This window comes from Mesorhizobium sp. M8A.F.Ca.ET.202.01.1.1 (genome assembly GCF_004791595.1).
GTDB lineage: Bacteria > Pseudomonadota > Alphaproteobacteria > Rhizobiales > Rhizobiaceae > Mesorhizobium.
Genome location: NZ_SRUN01000022.1, coordinates 29,455 through 48,979 on the forward strand (window position 1 = coordinate 29,455; position 19,525 = coordinate 48,979).

General features: G+C 57.1%; 18 protein-coding genes and 1 pseudogene. 4 read left to right on the forward strand and 15 right to left on the reverse strand.

What is annotated here, in order from left to right; all coding sequences use genetic code 11:
- Window positions 1–35: 35 nt before the first annotated feature.
- Window positions 36–1,262, forward strand: a complete 1,227-nt coding sequence (locus EN845_RS31435) for an acetyl-CoA carboxylase biotin carboxylase subunit family protein (RefSeq protein WP_127309747.1) — start codon at window positions 36–38, stop codon at window positions 1,260–1,262.
- 219 nt (window positions 1,263–1,481) lie between these two features.
- Here EN845_RS31435 and gfa read toward each other — a convergent pair whose 3' ends face one another.
- From gfa to EN845_RS31490, 11 genes are all read right to left on the reverse strand, one after another.
- Window positions 1,482–2,051, reverse strand: a complete 570-nt coding sequence (gene gfa / locus EN845_RS31440; RefSeq protein ID WP_127309746.1) for an S-(hydroxymethyl)glutathione synthase — start codon at window positions 2,049–2,051, stop codon at window positions 1,482–1,484.
- 70 nt (window positions 2,052–2,121) lie between these two features.
- Window positions 2,122–3,249, reverse strand: a complete 1,128-nt coding sequence (locus tag EN845_RS31445; RefSeq protein ID WP_127309745.1) for an S-(hydroxymethyl)glutathione dehydrogenase/class III alcohol dehydrogenase — start codon at window positions 3,247–3,249, stop codon at window positions 2,122–2,124.
- Between the two features lie 213 nt (window positions 3,250–3,462).
- A complete protein-coding gene (locus EN845_RS31450; protein WP_127309744.1) occupies window positions 3,463–4,341 on the reverse strand; it encodes a hypothetical protein in 879 nt (292 codons plus the stop codon).
- Window positions 4,342–4,368: 27 nt separating this feature from the next.
- A complete protein-coding gene (locus EN845_RS31455; protein ID WP_127309743.1) occupies window positions 4,369–5,586 on the reverse strand; it encodes an FAD-dependent oxidoreductase in 1,218 nt (405 codons plus the stop codon).
- Between the two features lie 64 nt (window positions 5,587–5,650).
- Window positions 5,651–5,968 carry a 2Fe-2S iron-sulfur cluster-binding protein gene (locus EN845_RS31460; RefSeq protein WP_127309742.1) on the reverse strand — a complete coding sequence of 106 codons (318 nt, stop codon included), beginning with the start codon at window positions 5,966–5,968 and terminating at the stop codon, window positions 5,651–5,653.
- Between the two features lie 11 nt (window positions 5,969–5,979).
- A complete protein-coding gene (locus EN845_RS31465; RefSeq protein WP_127309741.1) occupies window positions 5,980–7,203 on the reverse strand; it encodes a cytochrome P450 in 1,224 nt (407 codons plus the stop codon).
- A gap of 466 nt (window positions 7,204–7,669) precedes the next feature.
- Window positions 7,670–8,485 carry an ectoine/hydroxyectoine ABC transporter ATP-binding protein EhuA gene (gene ehuA / locus EN845_RS31470; RefSeq protein ID WP_127309740.1) on the reverse strand — a complete coding sequence of 272 codons (816 nt, stop codon included), beginning with the start codon at window positions 8,483–8,485 and terminating at the stop codon, window positions 7,670–7,672.
- 1 nt (window position 8,486) lies between these two features.
- Window positions 8,487–9,152, reverse strand: a complete 666-nt coding sequence (ehuD, locus tag EN845_RS31475; RefSeq protein ID WP_127309739.1) for an ectoine/hydroxyectoine ABC transporter permease subunit EhuD — start codon at window positions 9,150–9,152, stop codon at window positions 8,487–8,489.
- Between the two features lie 3 nt (window positions 9,153–9,155).
- Window positions 9,156–9,821, reverse strand: coding sequence for an ectoine/hydroxyectoine ABC transporter permease subunit EhuC (ehuC, locus tag EN845_RS31480; protein WP_127309738.1), 666 nt, complete (start codon window positions 9,819–9,821; stop codon window positions 9,156–9,158).
- A gap of 61 nt (window positions 9,822–9,882) precedes the next feature.
- A complete protein-coding gene (locus tag EN845_RS31485) occupies window positions 9,883–10,728 on the reverse strand; it encodes a transporter substrate-binding domain-containing protein (protein WP_127309737.1) in 846 nt (281 codons plus the stop codon).
- Between the two features lie 166 nt (window positions 10,729–10,894).
- Entirely contained in the window at window positions 10,895–12,061 is a 1,167-nt protein-coding gene (locus EN845_RS31490) for an amidohydrolase (RefSeq protein WP_245478204.1), read from the reverse strand.
- Window positions 12,062–12,311: 250 nt separating this feature from the next.
- Here EN845_RS31490 and EN845_RS31495 point away from each other — a divergent pair, with 250 nt between their 5' ends.
- The 3 genes from EN845_RS31495 to EN845_RS31505 all read left to right on the forward strand — a co-directional run bounded on the left by EN845_RS31495 (window position 12,312) and on the right by EN845_RS31505 (window position 15,285).
- A complete protein-coding gene (locus EN845_RS31495) occupies window positions 12,312–12,767 on the forward strand; it encodes an Lrp/AsnC family transcriptional regulator (RefSeq protein ID WP_127309735.1) in 456 nt (151 codons plus the stop codon).
- Between the two features lie 310 nt (window positions 12,768–13,077).
- A complete protein-coding gene (locus EN845_RS31500; RefSeq protein ID WP_245463536.1) occupies window positions 13,078–14,037 on the forward strand; it encodes an aminotransferase class IV in 960 nt (319 codons plus the stop codon).
- 63 nt (window positions 14,038–14,100) lie between these two features.
- Window positions 14,101–15,285, forward strand: a complete 1,185-nt coding sequence (locus tag EN845_RS31505; protein WP_127309734.1) for a glycine C-acetyltransferase — start codon at window positions 14,101–14,103, stop codon at window positions 15,283–15,285.
- A 58-nt stretch (window positions 15,286–15,343) separates the two neighbouring features.
- Here EN845_RS31505 and EN845_RS31510 read toward each other — a convergent pair whose 3' ends face one another.
- The 4 genes and pseudogenes from EN845_RS31510 to EN845_RS36845 all read right to left on the reverse strand — a co-directional run bounded on the left by EN845_RS31510 (window position 15,344) and on the right by EN845_RS36845 (window position 19,333).
- Window positions 15,344–16,513: a Xaa-Pro peptidase family protein gene (locus EN845_RS31510; RefSeq protein WP_127309733.1), complete on the reverse strand. Its 1,170-nt coding sequence runs from the start codon at window positions 16,511–16,513 to the stop codon at window positions 15,344–15,346.
- Between the two features lie 207 nt (window positions 16,514–16,720).
- Window positions 16,721–16,981 (reverse strand): annotated as a pseudogene (locus EN845_RS36840) (heme-binding protein); the annotation flags it as partial.
- Window positions 16,982–17,015: 34 nt separating this feature from the next.
- On the reverse strand, window positions 17,016–18,251 hold the full coding sequence (locus tag EN845_RS31520; protein ID WP_127309732.1) for a D-amino acid dehydrogenase: 1,236 nt from the start codon (window positions 18,249–18,251) through the stop codon (window positions 17,016–17,018).
- Window positions 18,252–18,859: 608 nt separating this feature from the next.
- Window positions 18,860–19,333, reverse strand: a complete 474-nt coding sequence (locus EN845_RS36845; RefSeq protein WP_348631115.1) for a DUF3363 domain-containing protein — start codon at window positions 19,331–19,333, stop codon at window positions 18,860–18,862.
- Window positions 19,334–19,525: the final 192 nt, after the last annotated feature.

A 19,525-nucleotide genomic window follows, 5' to 3' on the forward strand; every position in this document is an offset into this window, starting at 1 on the left:
AGCCGCACAGCACGAAATATTGGAGGTCGAAACAAGTGGCAAGAAGAGCGCTCATCTTCATTGAATCTTCAAGTAATGGTTCCCGATACGTCAAAGCGGCTAAGAATCTTGATCTTTTACCATTTGTTATGTCATCTGATCCAACTCGGTACGACTATCTTGCGGCGGAAGGCATAGAGGCGATATGTGTGGATACAGACAATCTCGATGCGCTAATCCGCGAATGTTCCCGCCTGGCTGAGAACTATGACATTGCCGGCATTACCGGCTTTCCGAACCCCGGCGAATGGGTCTATGCGACAGCTGGCAGGCTCTGTCGGCATTTCGATCTACCTGGACCGAACCCGGCATCGATTGAACAGTGCTCCGACAAATTTATTCAACTTCAGCTTCTTGCGGAGGCTGGCGTTCCCCTCCCTCTTTATCGCTTGGCAGCGGATGCGGCGGACGTTAAAAGCGCCGCCGCCGAAATCGGCCTGCCGGTGGTTCTTAAGCCAGCGGTAGGCAACGCCAGCAGCGGGGTCCGGTTGTGCCGAAACGTCGATGAGTTAAAGGAACATACGACTTATCTATTGGGTGGGAAGCACGTATGGCGGTTTTCACCCAGGATCCTGGTCGAAGAATTCGCGCAAGGTCCCTACTATTGCTCCGAGATAATGGGAGATGAGGTCATCGGGATTTACGGCGGTGAGGTCGGCCCCGAGCCGTACTTCGTCTTTCGTGAATACACCCTACCGGCCCTACTGACTGATGAAGAGCAAGAGCGGATTGTTGAACTTTCCCTGACCTGTTTGCGCGCTCTCGGCCTTGGTTGGGGACCCACCTGCATAGAATTCCGTTGGACGAACCGTGGCCCTGTGGTTATTGAAGTTAACCCGCGTCTTGGTGGTGTGCCCGGTCCTCAACTGGTTCAGCTCACTTACGGGCTCGATCTCGTCACCGAGCACATCAAGCTTGTCATCGGCGAGGAATCGAATTTGCGCAGAATGCATTCGCGCACTGCGGCCGCGCGTTTTTTGATACCTGATCGCGATGGCACTCTCGATTGGATCAGTGGCGACAGTCGGGCGGCTGCCATACCGGGGGTAGCCGAGGTCACGTTTTATGTTGAACCCAAGACGCCCATCGTTAGGAAAGGCGATCTCGGAGACTGGATCGGATGTGTCATCGCCGCTTCAGCCACCCGTGCGCAGACCGAGGCGATACTTCAGGAGGCTGTGGACTTAATCGGCTGGTCGATTGCACCATTTCCGACCCCTTAGTAAATAGAAGAAGCTAACGTCCGCGCACCATCGAAATAAGAGGCATCGTAGCCCCGTCGAGCGCGGCGGGGTACTGAAGGTGTTTGTCTGCGTTTTCTTTGCGGACCTGCATCGTGCTTTCTTGGCTGGAGAAAGTCCCATATGATACTTCTTTCCACCCGGTGTGTGAATTCCAGCGTTGCGCAAGGGCCGGACAGTACCCGGCCCTATCGCAACGTTTCAGGCCCGCAGTGCGCCAGACTTCTTAGCCGTCCAGGTGGCGATATAGTCCATCAGTCCTGGATTGAGGCAATCATAAGGTTCGAGCCCGATCGACTTCAGCTGTGACCTTATGCCGTCCATGCGGCTCGGATCGACACCGGATTCAATGATCGACGAGACAAAGGCGGTGAAGCCCGGCGGCGACCAGCCGTCTTCCTGGAAGCGTTCCGGATGGATGAAGGACAGGCCCTTGAACGGATGGTCGCGCTCGACCGGGCCGTGCATGTGGACGCCGCAGCCCGTGCAGGCATGGCGCAGGATCAGCGCGCCCGGATCGACCACCTTCAGCTTGTCGCCGTTTTCGGTCACGGTCACGTCGTTTGTAGCGGCAACCGCCACGACCGAGAACAATGCGCCTTCCGGCTTCCAGCATTTGGTGCAGCCGCAGGCATGGTTGTGGGCGATCTGGCCCTTGACCTTCACCTTGACCGGGTTGCTGGTGCAGGCGCAGACCAGCGTGCCGCCGGCAAAGTCGGGCTTTTCCCGTGGCAGTCCATTGTCGATTTTAGGATGCAGTTTTTCCGGCATTTTGTCTCCTCCCGTGTTGAGCATCTGCATTTTTCGGCCGCTGGCTGGTTAGCCGGCGGCTTTCTCCTCCTCAGTAAACCACCACACTCCTGATCGACTTGCCTTCATGCATGAGGTCAAAACCCCTGTTGATGTCCTCGAGCTTCAGCGTGTGGGTGATCATCGGATCGATCTCGATCTTGCCGGCCATGTACCAGTCGACGATCTTCGGCACGTCGGTGCGGCCGCGCGCGCCGCCGAAGGCGGTTCCCATCCAGGTGCGGCCGGTGACCAGTTGGAACGGCCGCGTCGAGATCTCCTGGCCGGCACCGGCGACGCCGATGACGACCGACTTGCCCCAGCCGCGATGCGAGGCTTCCAGCGCCTGGCGCATCACCTTGGTGCTGCCGGTGCAGTCGAATGTGTAGTCGGCGCCGCCGATCTGGTCGGCGCCACGCTTGGTCATGTTGACGAGGTGGGGCACGACATCGCCGTCGATCTCCTTCGGATTGACGAAATGCGTCATGCCGAACCGCTCGCCCCATTCCTGCTTGTCGTTGTTCAAATCGACGCCGATGATCATGTCGGCGCCGGCAAGTTTCAGGCCCTGTATGACGTTGAGGCCGATACCGCCGAGGCCGAAGACCACGGCTGTCGCGCCGATCTCGACCTTGGCAGTGTTGATCACAGCGCCGATACCGGTGGTGACGCCGCAGCCGATGTAGCAGATCTTGTCGAAGGGCGCGTCGGGGTTGACCTTGGCCAGCGCGATCTCGGGCAGCACGGTGAAATTGGAGAAAGTCGAGCAGCCCATATAGTGAAAGATCTTGTCCTTGCCGATCGAGAAGCGCGATGAACCATCGGGCATCAGGCCCTGGCCCTGGGTGGCGCGGATGGCCGTGCACAGATTGGTTTTTCGCGACAGGCAGGAATGGCACTGGCGGCATTCGGGCGTGTAGAGCGGGATGACGTGGTCGCCCTTCTTGAGCGAGGTGACGCCCTTGCCGATATCGACGACCACGCCGGCGCCCTCATGGCCCAGAATCGCCGGAAATAGGCCTTCCGGATCGGCGCCAGACAGCGTGAATTCGTCGGTGTGGCAGATGCCGGTCGCCTTGATCTCGACCAGCACCTCGCCCTCACGTGGGCCGTCGAGATCGACCTCCATGATCTCCAGCGGCTTTCCGGCGGCGACAGCGACAGCGGCGCGCGTTTTCATGATTTATATCCTTAATCTTGGCTACTGGCTTGTTCGCTTCGACATGTCATGTGACTGACTAACACGGATGTCTCTTGGTGTCCCTGATCAACTGATATCAGCTAATTGCCGGCAGCGTTTCTGCAAAAGCTGCCTGGGCACGGAACAGGCATACTCACATTGCAAATATGAGCAACTTGGTAGATCTCCTCGTTTGTCTCAGCCAGCCACCGTTTAACCCACGATTTCTTTGCTGGCGATTTTCTTTTCGATCTGTTTCGTGGACAGTCCCTTCAAAGCCCACGCCACCGCGTGCTGGCCTGTGGCGTCCAGGACATGGTTGTTACCGAGAGCTTCGGTTCGGATGAGAGTGACATCGTGGCCTAGCGCCTTCGCAGCCTGATAGTAGTCCTCCAGGTTCAAAAATAGCGCTGACTCATCCTTTTCATCACCAATGACAAACAAGCGACGGCGAGGATTCATCGCGATCTTGGACAGATGCACAACCGGGTCATAGATATTATCCGCTCCATCGTACCCACTGCGCTCCAGGCTACCCCTGCGCAGCCCATCCAGGGACAGGCAAGCGGCTGAAAATGCGACACATTCTACGTCCGGAAATTGCGTCAGCAAATAACTGGCTACACTACCGCCGCCGGACTGTCCCGCAAATCCGTAACGCTTGATATTATGGCGTGCGATAAGCTGTCGAACAGCCCCCGCAACGAGCTCCATCTCGCGCATCTGGCGAGCCAAACTGTGTTTGCCCGACGACCCATAGAGTCCCGGCCGGGCGATCTTGACGAACGGCATTCCGAGCGAAGACGCTGTCATATTCGCATAGGTCTGCTGCCTCGCAACGCTGTTGTCCTCGTACCCCGCAGGTTCTCCAAACCACAAGCGATCGCCATGTATGTAGAACACTGCCATTGGGGTCCGATTGGACAAACCGGACGACCAGTGGCGGATACAGTCGCATATTCCCTCGACCTCAACCCAAACACCATTGCCGTACGCCAGACACTCAGCTTCAGTGCAAGCGGGCACGCCCTGTGCCACGCTGGCGACAGAGAATATCTCATCATGCAACGCTAACTGAGCTGAAGTAGACATGATGCTGCCTCTTGGTATTATGGACGCCTAGGCGTTTAGGAGGGCCGATATATTGAAATCAACCTCTTGAAGACGCCGTCTGGTAATGTCCTTACCGCCCGCCAGAAGGCGGCGCGCTGCCATGTGGTCTCGGGGACGATTAACGCTTTCAACGCTGACGCAGACGTCGTCGCGGAAATGAAACACAGAAACATCCGATTTCTCTCCGCGCCGCGATTCAGAATGGGTCGTCTCGCTAGATAGACCCGCAATCTGGATTTTCGACTCGTACTGATCGGACCAGAACCAAGGTACGGCGTGGTAGACTTTGTCTCCTCCAGCTATCGCGTTGCCGGCTATGCGGGCCTGATCGATCGCGTTCTGCACCGATTCAAGGCGGATCCCCGCGCGGTTGAACTCACCAGCGAACGTGGCGCAGTCTCCCGCTGCAAATACGTTGCTCTTGGAGGTGCGCGACCTATTGTCGACAATAATCCCGTTTCCCACATGCAACTCGAGCTGCTGCGCGAGCTCGAGATTGGGCTGAGAGCCGACCCCAACAACGACGATATCCGCTTTCAGGATCAAGCTGTCGTCCATTTCGAGACGATTGATCTGGCCGCTGGGGCCAATGATCGGGCGCACCTTACGGGAAGTGATTAGGTTCACCCCGTTTTGTGCGTGAATTGCCGACAGCAATCTCGAAAGTTCCGGGGATACCGCGCGAGCCAGAACCCGGTCCGCAGCTTCCACTACCGTTACGTGTTTGTTTTGCCGAACAAGGGCAGATGCGACTTCGAGACCAATGAACCCTGCGCCGATAATCACTACCTTTTCCGCACCAGGGATTGCCAAGCGAAGATTTCGGGCATCTGCAACGCTGCGAACGTAGTGCAGGTTGCCGGGGCATGTTTCGAGGCCGGGCAGCGTGCGCGCACGGGCGCCTGTTGTCAGGGCCAGGGTGTCGAATGGTATGACAACGTCGTTGGACAGGGTGGCACGATTCCCACGCCCGTCAATCGCGACGACTTTCGAGCCCAGCTCTACTTCAATGGCCTTGTCCCTGTAGAAGGCTTCTGCCCTTAGAGGCATGAGCTCCTCACCAGGGTCCTTGAGATAGGACTTGGAAAGGGGCGGCCTATGGTATGGAAGGTCGCCTTCATCACTAACGATCAAGATCTCTTCCGCATAGCCGCTCTCACGCGCCTGGCACGCCAACTCGGATGCGGCGTATGAGCCCCCGACTATCAGTAGTCTCTTTCGCATAAGGCGTGCTTCCGCCGTCGTTGGATTGCTGCAAAAAAGGGCCGCAAGAGGTGATAGGCTTGCGCTAGAATCCGGAACCAGGTGCCAGCCTCACGGTCAAACCGTCGAGATCTTCAGTCAGCTTGACTTGACAAGAGAGTCGAGAGTTCTCCTGCCGCTCTTCAGCGATGTCCAGCATGGCATCTTCAACATCGCTGACTGGCTTTAGCTTGCTGGTCCATTCATCTTCCACATATACGTGGCACGTCGCGCATGCCGCACAGCCGCCGCATTGGGCCGTGATGTTGAGGCCTGCATCGCGGATAACGCTCATAAGAGTTTGTCCGGCTACATCACGGATTTCGACTCTTGCGCCGCCCTGGTCGTATACGACTATTCTCACCCTGATTTACCTCAAAATAGAACGTTGAGTGGTCCGTAGGAACGATGGGAATAGTTCCTAAAGCGTGGCGGCTCCATGGACGGATCAAGCCGTAGCTCGGGAAGCCGTTCGATAAGGCCCTTCATGCCTTCACGCATTAAAAGCCGGGCAAAGTGCATGCCTGCGCAGAGCCGCGGGCCAACGTTCAGGGCCAGATGGTCATTCGGCGCTTTTCTGGTGAGATCCAGGGCGTGTGGACAACTATAGTGTTCCGGATCGCGGTTCGCGGCCGCGTGCAGATTGCAAATCACGTCGTCCTTCTTCACCGAAACACCCAAGACCGATACGTCGTGGTTCGCTACGCGGAAGCGCCATTGCACGGATCCCAAAAGCCGCAGGGTCTCTTCCACGAAGACGTTGAGGGTTGCTCCCTGATCGTTTGTGATTGCACGCCGGGCTTCGGGATTAGTCAGATAAAGGTAGACCGCGTTGGCAATGGCATTTGCCGTCGTTTCTCCTGAGCCAATGGCAGAATCTCGTGTATTATGGAGAACTTCCGTTACCCCGAGGCCAGGATAATCTTTCTCGCCCTGCGACCAGAGCAAGCTTATGAAATCGTCTCCGCGCTTGTCTTTTCGTTCCAGGACGAGGGGAAGGAACAGCTCGTTCAGCTTGTCCGACGCATGCTGAGCTTTTTGCATCAATTCGCCGCCGGCATTTTTCATACCGATCCAAGCCACGATATCCTTGTGCCACTCCGCAACCTGCGTGACGAGCGCATCGTCCTTCCACGGGAGCCCGAACATTGAGGCCATTACCCGCTCTGGAATGGCCTGCGCATACTCAGTGACGAGTTCAGCACCGCCCCTTTTCTGGAAGCGGTCTATCGCATCGTTGATAACGGGCAACACGTGGTCAACTCGGTATTTTGTCATGGCACTGGGGCTGAGAAGCTTGAGATAAACCCGCCGCATGGCCGCGTGTTTCTCACCGGTCATCACCGATACGCCGGTCGCCCCGCCATTGATCTCGAGCGTCTTCGGCGATGCGTCGACGTACATGATCCGGAAAGTTTCTTCATCGGATTCCGTAATTTTGCAGGCATCGTAACTGACGGCGAGCCAGCAGTTCATGCCGGGGTCCCACACCAAGGGGCCGCGCCTCCTGAGTTCATCGTAACTTGGGAACGGGTCCACGTCTGCCAGCGATAGCATCGACCAATCGGGGGAAGAAATCGGCGTCAAGGCAGGTGTCATGATGGCGTTCCTTGATCAAAATAGTGTCTTATCGGTTCCAGGTTGCGAGAGTATCCGTACACCAATCGCGGGATGCTTTCGGGAGAACGGCTCCAAGGGTGGCGTTGAAGCTGCGCGTACGCTGCTGTTCGCCCGACACAACCACGCACCACGTTTCCACCTCTAACGCCCCATGCATTGCCAAGCCGTCACAAGCCCGCCCTAGGGCTCTCAACAGGCGCTACGTAGCTTCGTCTGATCGCTAGGCACGATCATGGGGAAGCGTGACCAGGTGCAAATTAGGCCATGCATGGCCTGCATACGTGTCAAAAGATGATGCCGGTTGAAATAGGCTCTGCATAGTCTTGCGTGGCATGAAACGGATCTACAGGAGGGACCGTCCAGCGAAGTTAAAGGCAAAGAGCGTTGGCCGCTTCTCGAGCCATTTTGAGCCCGCGTCAATCATTTTGGGCGAGGCCGATCCTGATCAGATGGCTTCCTTTACGGCGCGAAGAAACTGCTGGGTCCTCTCCCTTTGCGGGTTTGAGAATAACTCTGCTGGGGTACCTTGTTCCTCAATCTTGCCGCCGTAGAAGAAACACACCCTGTCAGAAATATCGCGGGCGAACCCCATCTGATGCGTCACCATCAGCATGGTCAGGTTATGTTCCGCGACGAGCTTCCTGATGACGTTAGTGACCTCACCAATAACTTCTGGGTCAAGCGCGGATGTGACCTCGTCAAACAGCATAACCTTCGGTCGCATTGCTAGCGCGCGGGCGATTGCTACGCGCTGCTGCTGGCCGCCTGACAGCCTCGAGGGGTGCTGATCCATTTTATGAAGCATGCCGACCATTTCGAGCAACTCGACACAGCGGTCGCGAGCCTCGGCTTTTGGCATGTTTAACACCTGAACCGGGCCCTCCATGCAATTCTCCAGGGCAGTCATGTGGGGAAAAAGATTGAAATGCTGAAAGCACATGCCGATATCGGAGCGGCGGCTGCGAATGTATTTTTGACTAGCCGGGACCAGCACTCCATTCTTTTCCATGTGGGTCAGGGGCTTTCCATCGACGTAAATACATCCTCCATTGATTGTCTCCAGTGTCATCAAGACTCTCAATACGGTTGTCTTGCCTGATCCTGACGGGCCTACGATGGTGACCGTTTCTCCTGCCGCCACATCAAGGTTCAGGTCTTCAAGCACAACGATCGGCCCGTAGGCCTTTCGCACCTTTCTGAAACTCACGACGGGCGTGGTATCGCCAGTGAGTTGCAGGGGCATGTTCATAAGGTTGGTCATGTTAAGTTCCTAACCTATGGCGGAGATACCGTTCCAATAGGTTCACCAAGCCGGCTGAAGGCAATGAAATCGCTAGGAATATCACTCCGACCGAAGTGTAAGGCTCTAGGAAACGGTAATTCTCGGTTCCAATAGCGTTGGCCGTGTGCATCAGCTCTGCGACACCTATCACCGAGAGCATCGGGGTGTCTTTGAATATACCAACCAGATAGTTACCCATTCCTGGAATGCAGAGCGGGATTGCCTGAGGGATGACGATTCGAACATAGGTCTGTTTGGTGGACATGTTCAGCGCGGTTGCCGCCTCCCATTGCCCATGGGCGACCCCTTCGATCCCGCCGCGATAGACTTCGGACAGGTAGCAGGCATAGTGGAGCCCGATGGCTAGCATCCCTGATACCCATGGACTCAGCCGAACTCCAAATTGTGGGGCAACGTAGAAAACAAAAAAAACCTGAACGAGGAGCGGTGTCGAGCGGATAAACTCTATCAGTTCACGAATGAGCCAACGCAGGACTGTAGCATTGCCACGCTGAACAAGGGCAAGTGCCAGACCCAGCACCATAGCAATAGCATAGCCGGACAGTGCGGCAATGAGGGTGTTGCCCGTGGCGTGTATCAACCGCGGTAAGATTTGCCAGGTGAAATCCCAGTCCCATTTGAACATGACTCAAGCTGAGCCCAACTTGGAGCGCATTCGCTTCTCGAGACTGCGCATACCGGGAGTCAGCAAGAATCTCGCCAATATGTAGTAGATGACCAGCGCTGCGCCGAAAACCTGGGCCGACAGAAATGTCTGGCCGTTGATCTGCTTGGCTTCGAACATGACGTCCGAAACCGATATTAGGGACACGAGGGCCGTGGCCTTCAACAACTCGATCAAAAGATTGCCCCAGGCCGGCAATGCAATCACCAGCGCCTGGGGGAGGATAACGCGCCGCATCCGCTGGGCTGGAGCCATATTGATGGCCAATGCGGCTTCCCACTGCCCCCTTGGCACTGCAAGAACGGCGCCCTTAACCAGTTCGGCGCCGTAAGCCCCGATGTTCAAGCCAATCGCCAAACACCCTGCGGTAAACTTCTCGATTGTAAGGCCGAAGAGCGGAAGCACGAAAAAGATCCAGTAGAGCTGGACCAATAGGGACGTGCCTCTGAACAGTTCGACGTAGCAAACGGCGACCGCTCGCAGAAGGGGCGTTGGCGCAAGCTTGCAGAGGCCTGCGATCATCGATAACGCGATGCTTAGAACCGCCGAGCATGCAAAAATAAGGATCGTCACCCAGGTGCCTGATAACAACCGGGGCCAGTACTGCGCAAGAAACTCTAGAAAACCCATAATCTATCCGCTAGCAGGACCGGGATGCGGGCTCCCAGCGGGTGCCCGCATCCGCTGTACCTTACCGGTTTGAGCAAGCCCACTGGGTCGTGGTGGGACCCGGAAGATTAACCTCGGACAAGCCGTACGGCTTAATGGCCTCGATCATCCGAGGAGTCCCAACGTATCTTTTCAAGGCCTCGTTGAACTTGGCCAAGAAATCAGCGTCCTCCGTGCGAAACCCAATGCCCACCCAGTTCTGTGTCCATTCGGGCAGGTCCGCGGGGTTTGTAGCTTCAAACTGGCCGTTCGACCCATCCGCCATGGACTTCACTTCGAAATAGGTCATACCGCCGGCGTCCGCGCGGCCCGATTTGACCGCGGCCAGGACCTCAGACGGTCCTGGCACCTGTGTTATCTGGTCGTCGCTCACGCCTTCCTTTTTTGCTGCCTCGATCAGGTTTGCGCCTGAATAGGTGACGAATGCAGCGTTCTTCTGAAGGATATCCTTGTAGTTGTGGATGCCCTTGGGATTTCCGGCGGGCACCAGAAACGCATCACCGGTCTTCGCAATTGGCTCAGAAAACGCAACGTTCTTGCAGCGGCTTCCCAGGATGTACATTCCACCCGTGATTATGTCATAGCGGTTGGCCTGCAGGCCGGGGATAAGGCCGCCCCAATCGGTAACGGTGGTCTCGAAATTGGTCAGGCCCATGTCTTTCAAAATGCCGAGCGCGACGTCGTTCACGAACCCCTTTGGCTGGCCCTTGTCGTCCGGAAAGGCATAGATCGGCACGTTAGAGAACCCGATCCGGATCGGCTGACCGGCGCTGATGCGGTCCGAAAGTGGACCTGCAGTTACCGTGTAGGCGCCTGCGAACAAGGAAATACCGGCTGCTAGAATGGCTGTTCCCATTTTGGTTTTCATTTTGCTACCCCTTACTGCCACGATTGATCGTGGTTGATTGCGGCTGCCTGTGGCAAAGATGCAACCGACCGTACTTGCGCATCATGGAGCACTCTTTGCATGGTATTTCGCCAAATGTGCCGGATGGGCGAAACGTTCCAACCATAAGTCCAGCTTTTTTGAAATGTTAGCCATCTTTTCCAAGGGCAGCCTCCACGACGTTCACCCAATAAGCCACGCCGTACGGGATTGCGTGATCGTCAAAATCGTAAGCGCCATTGTGCAAAGCGGCCGAAGGGCCATTGCCGATGAAAATGAGGGCTCCTGGGCGTGCCTGCAGCATGTAAGCGAAATCTTCTGCAACCATGGCCGGCCTCAATCTGTCGTCTACCGCTGCCGCGCCGGTGCCTTGAGCCGCACGGATGGCAAGAGCAGTGGCAGCGCTATCATTCACTGCCGCTGGAACCGATCGGCGGTACCGGTAGGCAATGTCGCCCCCGAAAGCTTGCGCGATTTTCCGCGCAACGAGCTCGATCTGGGTCTCGGCGAAGTCACGCAGGGAAGGGGCCAATGCGCGGACGGTTCCAGCCAGTTCAACTTCGTCGGCGATCACATTGTAAGCATTCGAGGCCCTGAGTTTCGTGACGGAAATTACCAGCGACTCGATTGGATCGGTGCTGCGCGACACAAGTCCTTGCAGGCCAGTGATGACTTGGGCGGCGATAACGACCGGATCGACCGCAAGGTGCGGGGCTGCAGCGTGCCCGCCGCGACCTTTTACAACGATATCGAAATCATCTTGGGAGGCCATCATCGAGCCTGCGCAGATCGCGAATTTGCCTACATCGATCCCTGGCCAGTTGTGCATTCCGAAGACCTGGGAGATGCCAAAACGGTCCAAAAAGCCGTCTTCGACCATCTTGAGCCCGCCCGACGGCAATTCGACCTCCTCGGCCGGCTGGAAGATAAGCGCGACGGTGCCTCTGAAACTCCTTCTTTGGGAAAGGTACTTTGCAGCACCAAGCAGCATCGCCGTGTGGCCGTCGTGACCGCAGGCGTGCATCTTCCCGGGGGTCCTCGAGGACCAATCCTTTCCAGACACTTCATGGATGGGCAAGGCGTCCATATCTGTACGGAGGCCGATAGTCGGCCCGTCGCCGCCTTCGCCCTGGATGAAAGCGACGACGCCGGTGCCGGCTATGCCGGTTTCGATATAGTTGATTCCAAAGGACACCAACTTTTCCGTGACGAAACGTGCCGTCTCATGCACAGCGAAGTCGAGTTCGGGGTTTTGATGAAGATGCCTGCGCCAAGCTGTAGCCTCGTCGGCCAGATGATAAAACTTCTGGAACATGCTGACTCCATTCATCGGCGCCTGTCGTCCTACGGAGCGCCATGTGGCTGGCATTGTGCAGATTTACAGGAAACATTTGGGATATTTTGGTCAAAACACGCATTGGGATGAGAGGAAACGATCACGCTTCCATCACGATTGCAATGATGGCTCCATTTGCATGGGGTAGCGTTTCGTTACGCCTCCGATCTTGCAACGAGCATTTCGGATCGCTAATGCCACATGATGGTTTCGCATCTGAGGTGCAGGGATGATAGATGATCTTGACCGCCGGATACTCGGGGCGCTTCAGAAGAACAACAGGCTGTCGTTTGCCGAGCTTGCGGACCTCGTGGGTTCGTCTGCTGCCTCATGCATGCGCCGGGTCAACAGGTTACGCGCCGACGGGGTTGTGACCGCTGATATCTCCTTAGTCGACCCCAAGGCGCTCGGGAAGTCGTTGACAGTGGTCGTCACCGTAGAACTCGACCGTGAGCGTTTGGACCTCGTCGACGACTTCAAGCGAGCGATGAGGACGGCAAAAGAAGTCACTCAATGCTATATGATCACAGGCGATGCCGACTTCGTTCTTATTGTAGCGGTGGAGGACGTCGAGGCCTTCGACGTTTTTGTAAAGACCAAACTCTACACAAATCCCAATGTGCGCAAGTTCAAGAGCATGATTGCGTTGGACCGAGTTAAGTTTGAGCCCCGGGTTCTAGTGTAGACACTTCAAGGCTGAACGTTTCCACCACTCCCACCCGGTTTTTGAAGCGTGCATTTCGGCCGGCGCGCCACTTTGATCGCAATCAGCGCATCGAAGTCTGCGATTTAATTGGATCGCGGGGTGACCCGTGGTCGGACCAAAGGGCTTATGGCCCCGGTCGGGTCGACACCGGCACGCGCCGCGTGCTGGGTGGTCCGAGGTGCGCCAACATTCGAACTGCTGGGACGTGGAGCCGCTGGGCGGTCTCGCGGCGGTAAATCGTGATCGGGTGTGCGAAGCGCCTGGATTGAAAGATTTGGAGGACTCAGGAATGACACTTGCTGCAGCCGAACCTGCAACATCTCTCCCGACCATAGAGCAACGGCACCTGGATCAACGACAGTATCCTCATGGCGTAGCCTTCATGGACGGTCAGTACCTGCCGATGTCCGAAGCCAAAATATCCGTCTTGGATTGGGGCTTTCTGCATTCCGATGCCACCTACGACACCGTCCATGTATGGAACGGACGGTTCTTCAGGCTGGACCTGCATCTGGAGCGGTTCTTTCGCGGCATGGAAAAGCTCCGCATGAAGCTTCACTACAACCGCAGTGAGATCGAGAAGATTCTGTCAACCTGCGTGGCGCTATCTGGTCACAAGTCGGCATATGTCGAAATGGTCTGCACGCGAGGTGGCTCGCCCACCTTTAGCCGTGACCCGCGGGAATCGGAGAATAGGTTTATCGCATTCGCGGTGCCGTTCGGATCCGTCGCGAACAAAGAGCAGCTTGAGCGCGGCCTGCACGTCGCCATCAGCAACACCGTTCGGATTCCGCCCAGGTCGATCGATCCATCCATCAAGAACTATCACTGGCTCGATCTGGTGAAAGGCCTGTTTGATGCGTATGACTACGGTGCCGAAACTGCATTGATTGTCGACATCAACGATCACATTGCCGAAGGGCCTGGCTTCAACGTTTTCATCGTCAAAGCCGGCCGTCTAAAGACCCCGGCTTATGGCGTCCTTGCCGGCATTACCCGGCAGACCGTATTTGATCTATGCAGCGAACTGGGCCTCTCTGTCAGCGCCGGCGACATTGATCGCGACGAGCTGAAGGGTGCCGATGAGGTTTTCATCACATCCACAGCGGGCGGGATCATGCCCGTGTCCAAGATTGACGAAACCGTGATAGGCGGCGGCAAGGTCGGTGGACTGACGTGCCAGCTGACACATCTGTATTGGGAGAAGCATGCCGACCCCGCATGGTCGACCCCGGTAAATTTCGGATAGTGCCGCGATATTTGTCGAAAAAGCCTTCCCATTGGGGAAGGCCGTGTTGCCGTGAGTTTGCCGATGTCCGACGCTTTCATCTTGCATCTCTCCAACGGACTCGCCGGCCTGAAATCAGCCGGGCTCTACAAGTCCGAGCGGGTGATCAGCTCGACCCAATCGGCCGAGATCGAGGTCGGCGGCGAGAAGGTGCTGAATTTCTGCGCCAACAATTATCTCGGCCTCGCCGACAGCCCTGAGCTGCGCGAGGCCGCCAAGCAGGCGCTCGACCGATATGGCTACGGTATGGCCTCGGTGCGCTTCATCTGCGGCACCCAGGAAGAGCACAAGGAGCTCGAAGCCACGATTTCCGCCTTCCTCGGCATGGATGAGACCATCCTCTACGGTTCCTGCTTCGACGCCAATGGCGGCCTGTTCGAGGCGCTGTTCGGTGAGGAGGATGCAATCATCTCCGATGCGCTGAACCACGCATCGATCATCGACGGTGTGCGGCTGTCGAAGACAAAGCGCTTCCGCTACGCCAACAACGACATGGCCGAGCTCGAGGCGCGCCTGAAGGATGCGAAGGATTGCCGTTTCCGGCTGATCGCCACCGATGGCGTGTTCTCGATGGACGGCATCATCGCCAACCTGCGAGGGGTCTGCGACCTCGCCGAGAAATACGATGCGGTGGTGATGGTCGACGATAGCCACGCGGTCGGCTTCGTTGGCAAGAACGGTCGTGGCTCGGCCGAACATTGTGGCGTCGAGGGCAGGGTGGACATCACCACCGGCACGCTCGGCAAGGCGCTGGGCGGTGCCTCGGGGGGGTACACATCGGGCAAAAAACCGGTGGTCGACTGGCTGCGCCAGCGATCGCGACCCTATCTTTTCTCCAACACGCTGATGCCGGCGATTGCCGGTGCCTCGCTGAAAGTGTTCGAGCTGATCCGGCATGGCGACGCGCTACGCGAGCGCCTATATGCCAATGCGGAACGCTTCCGGTCTCAAATGGGTAGGCTGGGCTTTACGCTTGCTGGTGCCGATCATCCGATCATTCCGGTGATGCTGGGCGATGCCGCCCTTGCGCAGGAGATGGCGCAGCGAATGCTGAAGCGCGGCATCTATGTCATCGGCTTCTCATTTCCTGTGGTGCCGAAAGGCCAGGCGCGGATCCGCACTCAGATGTCGGCTGCGCATTCCAGTGCGGACATCGACCATGCGGTAACGGCGTTTGCGGAGGTAGCTAAGGAACTTTCGATCATATGATCGGTGGTCTCTAACTACCTCTTCGGGGAAAGCGCAAATCGTCAGCGTCTCTTCCCCATCAACATATCTGCGCTAGCTGCTTCGGCGCCCGATCTGTGAGCAGTTGCGCCTTTCCTTCAGTAACCACGACTGTTTCCTCGTGCAGCACGATTTTACCTGGCTCGTATTCCAAGGCAGGCTCAATGCAGAGCACCATGCCTGGCTGCAACACTGTCTCGTCCTCCAGTCGAATTGACGGGGGCTCGGTCAGCCGCAACCCAAGGCCGTGCCCCATGCGTCCGTTGCTGTTGAGGTCCGCACCACGCGAAGAGAGTGCCTTGGCCATCTGTTCAAAGACAAATCCGGCAGTAAGCCCCGCTCTTACCGCTTGAAGCCCAGTCTCGTGCGCTTCCCAAACCTTTTCCTGAGCATACCGTAGGGCATCTGTAGCCCTGCCAATCTGGTAATTGCGATCGTAATCGCAGAAATACCCGTCGAAGGTCGTGCCTGTGTCGATGAAGAGCAGGTCGCCATCAGCGATGGGCCGGTCCCTTGGGCCGCCCGTAATCTCGAAAGGCCCTCCGACATCGGATCTGCAAATGAGGGTTGGGATTGCGCCGGCGCCGCCAGCATTGAGGCGACCGCGGAATTCCCGAAGGATCATACGCTCGGTATCGCCGACCTTAACGAAATCGGGCACCTGGGCGTATACGGCACCTGCGATGTCGATGGCCTGTTGGATTTTGCTGATCTCGGCCGGGCTCTTGATCATGCGAAGCTGCCAAATGAGGCTTGCGCCATCAATAATCTCGACGCTTTTCAGACCGCCGCTGATCGCATTCAATTGCGTTACCGGGATTCCCAGTCGCAGTTCGAAACCAAGTTCAGCTCCGACGCGTCCGTGTCGGCGGGGTAGGCCCGATATCGCCTCGACAACAAGAGATGTGCCCTCGTCTTCTGGGCGAGGCGAAGGCCAGGATCTGATTTCCTTGACCCACGTCTTCTCGATGATAGCCCTTCCGATCTCCGGAATGATTGCGAGGGGCGCACCGGTAGCAGGGATTAACACGAACCAAGGTCGGGTATAGCTCTCCCAGAATGTGGAATCGACACCGATGAAGTAGCGGATGTTGTCCATCGACGTGAGCAACAAGCCGTCTAGGCGATGTTGACCCATTAACCGCTGAGCCCGGGCGACCCGTTCTTCGAACTCTGTCGGCGCAAAGCCGTAGGAGGCTTCCTGATCCATCTCTAACCCTGTTCCCAAACGTTTTGCGCCGTGACAGCAGCATTTAGCCACCAACCTAAGGGCAACCAGTGCGCGGAACATTTCAAAATAGGGCCAGAGGCACAGGCCCTATTGCAAATGTGCCCTGATTGGCCGCCAGATCTCCGATCTCTGGCCCGGCAAGATCGAGGCGCTTCGCTGGTTGCCTGAGTCAGGCCGCCTGTGAGCGGTCAGCCCGGCTACAAAGTGAGGGCGGTCTGCGGACGCTTGGTTGAGCCAGCGTGAACCGAATCCGGCGGCCAAGGCACCGTAAGCCTTCCGAATGCAATCTCAAAGCGGAGCATTGAAGCACCACTTGCTTCTGGAACGCGACCAAGTGGTCGCCAGTATCGAGAACCGCAATGCTCAGGGCTTCAGGCCCTTACCGTTTGCTGTAAAGCACGCCTGACTAATGATTGAATTGGCAAATGTCAATGTCAGTTTGGTCATCTGTAGTCCCTTGAGCTTGATAACAGAGGCGGCTCTATGCCGCCAAACGTGCATCGACCGGAAGATCCGTAGCCACAACTGTGGCCAGCGTCGCCGACGTAGCGGCAGAAAGCGTCCACCCTAGGTGCCCGTGACCCGTATTATAGAACACGCCCGGAACCCGGCTCTTGCCGACCCGTGGCATCATATTTGGCATCATCGGTCGAAGCCCCGCCCATGGCACAACGTGCTCAGTTGCCACTTTCGGGAACATCATACGCGTCCAGTCTACCAAAGGTCTGATGCGATCCTCACGGATGTCGAAATTGACACCATTGAACTCTGCGGTGCCTGCTACGCGCAGGCGCGCTGCGCCGAGGCGGCTGGTCACGATTTTTGCGCGGTCGTCCAGAATACTTACCCAAGGTGCCAGATCTGAGGCAGACCTCTCCAACCCCACCGTAATTGAATACCCTTTCACCGGATAAACGTTGACGCGATCCCCGAACATCGCAGCGATATCGCGACTGTTCGTTCCCGCACACACTACAATGCCGTCGGCTTCCAGCGTCTGATCGGCGCCACCGGTCGTATAAGCGAGGTCAAGGCGATCCCTGCGTCCAATCCGAGTTACCGCAGCATCATAGATGAATTGGGCACCACGCTTTGTGCAGGCCTTCTCCAAGCCCGCGCAATATTTGTGGATGTCGCCGGTAGAATCCGAAGGGGTGTAAAATCCTCCATAAAAATTACCATGCAGGGCAGGTTCAATGCCGGCTATTTCGCCGGGCGTCACCGATCGACGATCGAGGCCGCCCTCGTTCAACATCTCGTTCACCTTCAACGCATGATCGAAGGCGGCTTTGTCCCAACAGACATGCAGAATCCCGCGACGGACGTGATCAAAATCGATCCCTTCTCGGTCAGCGATATCGAAGAGGTGTTTACGGGCCGCGATAGCCAAACGGGTCGTTTCAATGGTGTTCTCGCGATATCGCGAAATATTGGACACGAATTCCAGCAGCCAGGTGTACTTGTGCCATGACGGAGTGGGGTTCATAAGAAGCGGCGCATCCCGCCGAAGCATCCACTTGATCCCTTTGAGGATGGTGGACCAGTGATTCCAGACTTCTGCATTGCTTGCGGACAGCTGGCCACCGTTGGCGAATGAAGTTTCCATCGCCGCATAGCGCCGCCGCTCGACCACAGTTACGTCGTAGCCTTGCTCTATCAATGCGTAGGTCGTCGACACGCCGGCAATTCCGGCGCCGATGACAACTATTTTAGGCATTCTAACCTCCGAACGGTGCAACGGGTGCGAGGCTGGCCCGCGGCGAATCCCCAAATCTGTCTCGGGTACCTGAGAGCTTGCTGCGTCGGCGTCGGCATTTCGCCGATCTCTCCCGCTGTGCCTGATGAACGGTGGAGCTATACGACGATAACTCTTGCCATAGATCGCCATTTTCTCAGGTTAATTGAAACATACGGACCATTTTTGTGGATTTCTGATCGAAACCCATCGAGAGATGACTCACCCAATCAGACAGGGCGGCTTGGCCTAGACCAGCCACTCCGACTGGGGTCAATTAGCACCTCAACGTGGGTCTGGCCGCGGAGGTCGGCGCTGGCTCCTGGCCACCGAGGAACACCGATAGGCCGGCACAGCGGGCCAGCGAAGTTAGACTTCAAGCTGCGCGACATGCGAGATTTCGCGGTATTTTCTGTGACAGCGCTGCGCAGACCCGAATGTCGGAAGATGATAGACATTGGCGGGGAAGTGAACAGATCGACGATGGGGTTTTGGATAGAGACGAACCGCTGAAGCTGGCGTGGTGACTGGAAGCGCTTCGTGATCCGTTCTCGTCGTCGCACAGGCAGGCGGGAGTTTTCGGCCAATTGTCAAGCAACGTTGTGCCGGTGATGTTCGACCTCCGACAAGATCTCTATGCCGGCGACGGCAGAGGAGCCGAGCTTGTCGGTGATCATCACGCGCAGAGCATGGCCCTGCTTTTTCAGAGCCTGCGCATCAGCTGCTTTGCAGCCTTGGCATTTCTGCAGCTTTGCACCAGAACGTCGAGGACAAAGCCGTTGTATCGACAGCCAGCCAAAGCCACTCCTTCTCGACCATTTCTGTGACATGCACGATGCAGCCGGCGGCGTCGGTTCTGTCGCCTCGCCTCTACCGATGTTGATCCAATGGCTCTTACCGTCGACGGCGTCGACGATCATGTAATGGCGGTCATTGATCTCGTCGGCCAGTCCACGCGCGACAACGCGACCGACGAGAGACTGGACGGGCTCGCCGGCTCGATCGTGGATCACCCAGTCGGCGGTACTGCGGGCAAGCCCCTTGCCGGTCAGTTCGCGGTGCATGGTCTTGATGATGTCCGCCGCGTTCGCCGGTGCGGCGCAGCGTGGCTTCGAGCTCATCGTCGAGGCATCCGCTCGAGCTTGCGCAGCCGTCCCTGGTGCAGCGTCTGGCGAATGGCGTCGGGACCGCCCGGCGAGACCAGGCCGTCATCATCACGCATGCTGAGCAGCCGACGGTCGATGCTGGTGAAGCGT

What these genes read in the sequence shown, in the direction of transcription:
- gfa (WP_127309746.1), bottom strand. Translation starts at nt 2,051, where the DNA reads ATGCCGGAAAAACTGCATCCTAAAATCGACAATGGACTGCCACGGGAA.
- EN845_RS31445 (WP_127309745.1), bottom strand. Translation starts at nt 3,249, where the DNA reads ATGAAAACGCGCGCCGCTGTCGCTGTCGCCGCCGGAAAGCCGCTGGAG.
- EN845_RS31450 (WP_127309744.1), bottom strand. Translation starts at nt 4,341, where the DNA reads ATGTCTACTTCAGCTCAGTTAGCGTTGCATGATGAGATATTCTCTGTC.
- EN845_RS31455 (WP_127309743.1), bottom strand. Translation starts at nt 5,586, where the DNA reads ATGCGAAAGAGACTACTGATAGTCGGGGGCTCATACGCCGCATCCGAG.
- EN845_RS31465 (WP_127309741.1), bottom strand. Translation starts at nt 7,203, where the DNA reads ATGACACCTGCCTTGACGCCGATTTCTTCCCCCGATTGGTCGATGCTA.
- ehuA (WP_127309740.1), bottom strand. Translation starts at nt 8,485, where the DNA reads ATGACCAACCTTATGAACATGCCCCTGCAACTCACTGGCGATACCACG.
- ehuD (WP_127309739.1), bottom strand. Translation starts at nt 9,152, where the DNA reads ATGTTCAAATGGGACTGGGATTTCACCTGGCAAATCTTACCGCGGTTG.
- ehuC (WP_127309738.1), bottom strand. Translation starts at nt 9,821, where the DNA reads ATGGGTTTTCTAGAGTTTCTTGCGCAGTACTGGCCCCGGTTGTTATCA.
- EN845_RS31485 (WP_127309737.1), bottom strand. Translation starts at nt 10,728, where the DNA reads ATGAAAACCAAAATGGGAACAGCCATTCTAGCAGCCGGTATTTCCTTG.
- EN845_RS31490 (WP_245478204.1), bottom strand. Translation starts at nt 12,061, where the DNA reads ATGTTCCAGAAGTTTTATCATCTGGCCGACGAGGCTACAGCTTGGCGC.
- EN845_RS31495 (WP_127309735.1), top strand. Translation starts at nt 12,312, where the DNA reads ATGATAGATGATCTTGACCGCCGGATACTCGGGGCGCTTCAGAAGAAC.
- EN845_RS31500 (WP_245463536.1), top strand. Translation starts at nt 13,078, where the DNA reads ATGACACTTGCTGCAGCCGAACCTGCAACATCTCTCCCGACCATAGAG.
- EN845_RS31505 (WP_127309734.1), top strand. Translation starts at nt 14,101, where the DNA reads ATGTCCGACGCTTTCATCTTGCATCTCTCCAACGGACTCGCCGGCCTG.
- EN845_RS31510 (WP_127309733.1), bottom strand. Translation starts at nt 16,513, where the DNA reads ATGGATCAGGAAGCCTCCTACGGCTTTGCGCCGACAGAGTTCGAAGAA.
- EN845_RS31520 (WP_127309732.1), bottom strand. Translation starts at nt 18,251, where the DNA reads ATGCCTAAAATAGTTGTCATCGGCGCCGGAATTGCCGGCGTGTCGACG.
- EN845_RS36845 (WP_348631115.1), bottom strand. Translation starts at nt 19,333, where the DNA reads ATGCACCGCGAACTGACCGGCAAGGGGCTTGCCCGCAGTACCGCCGAC.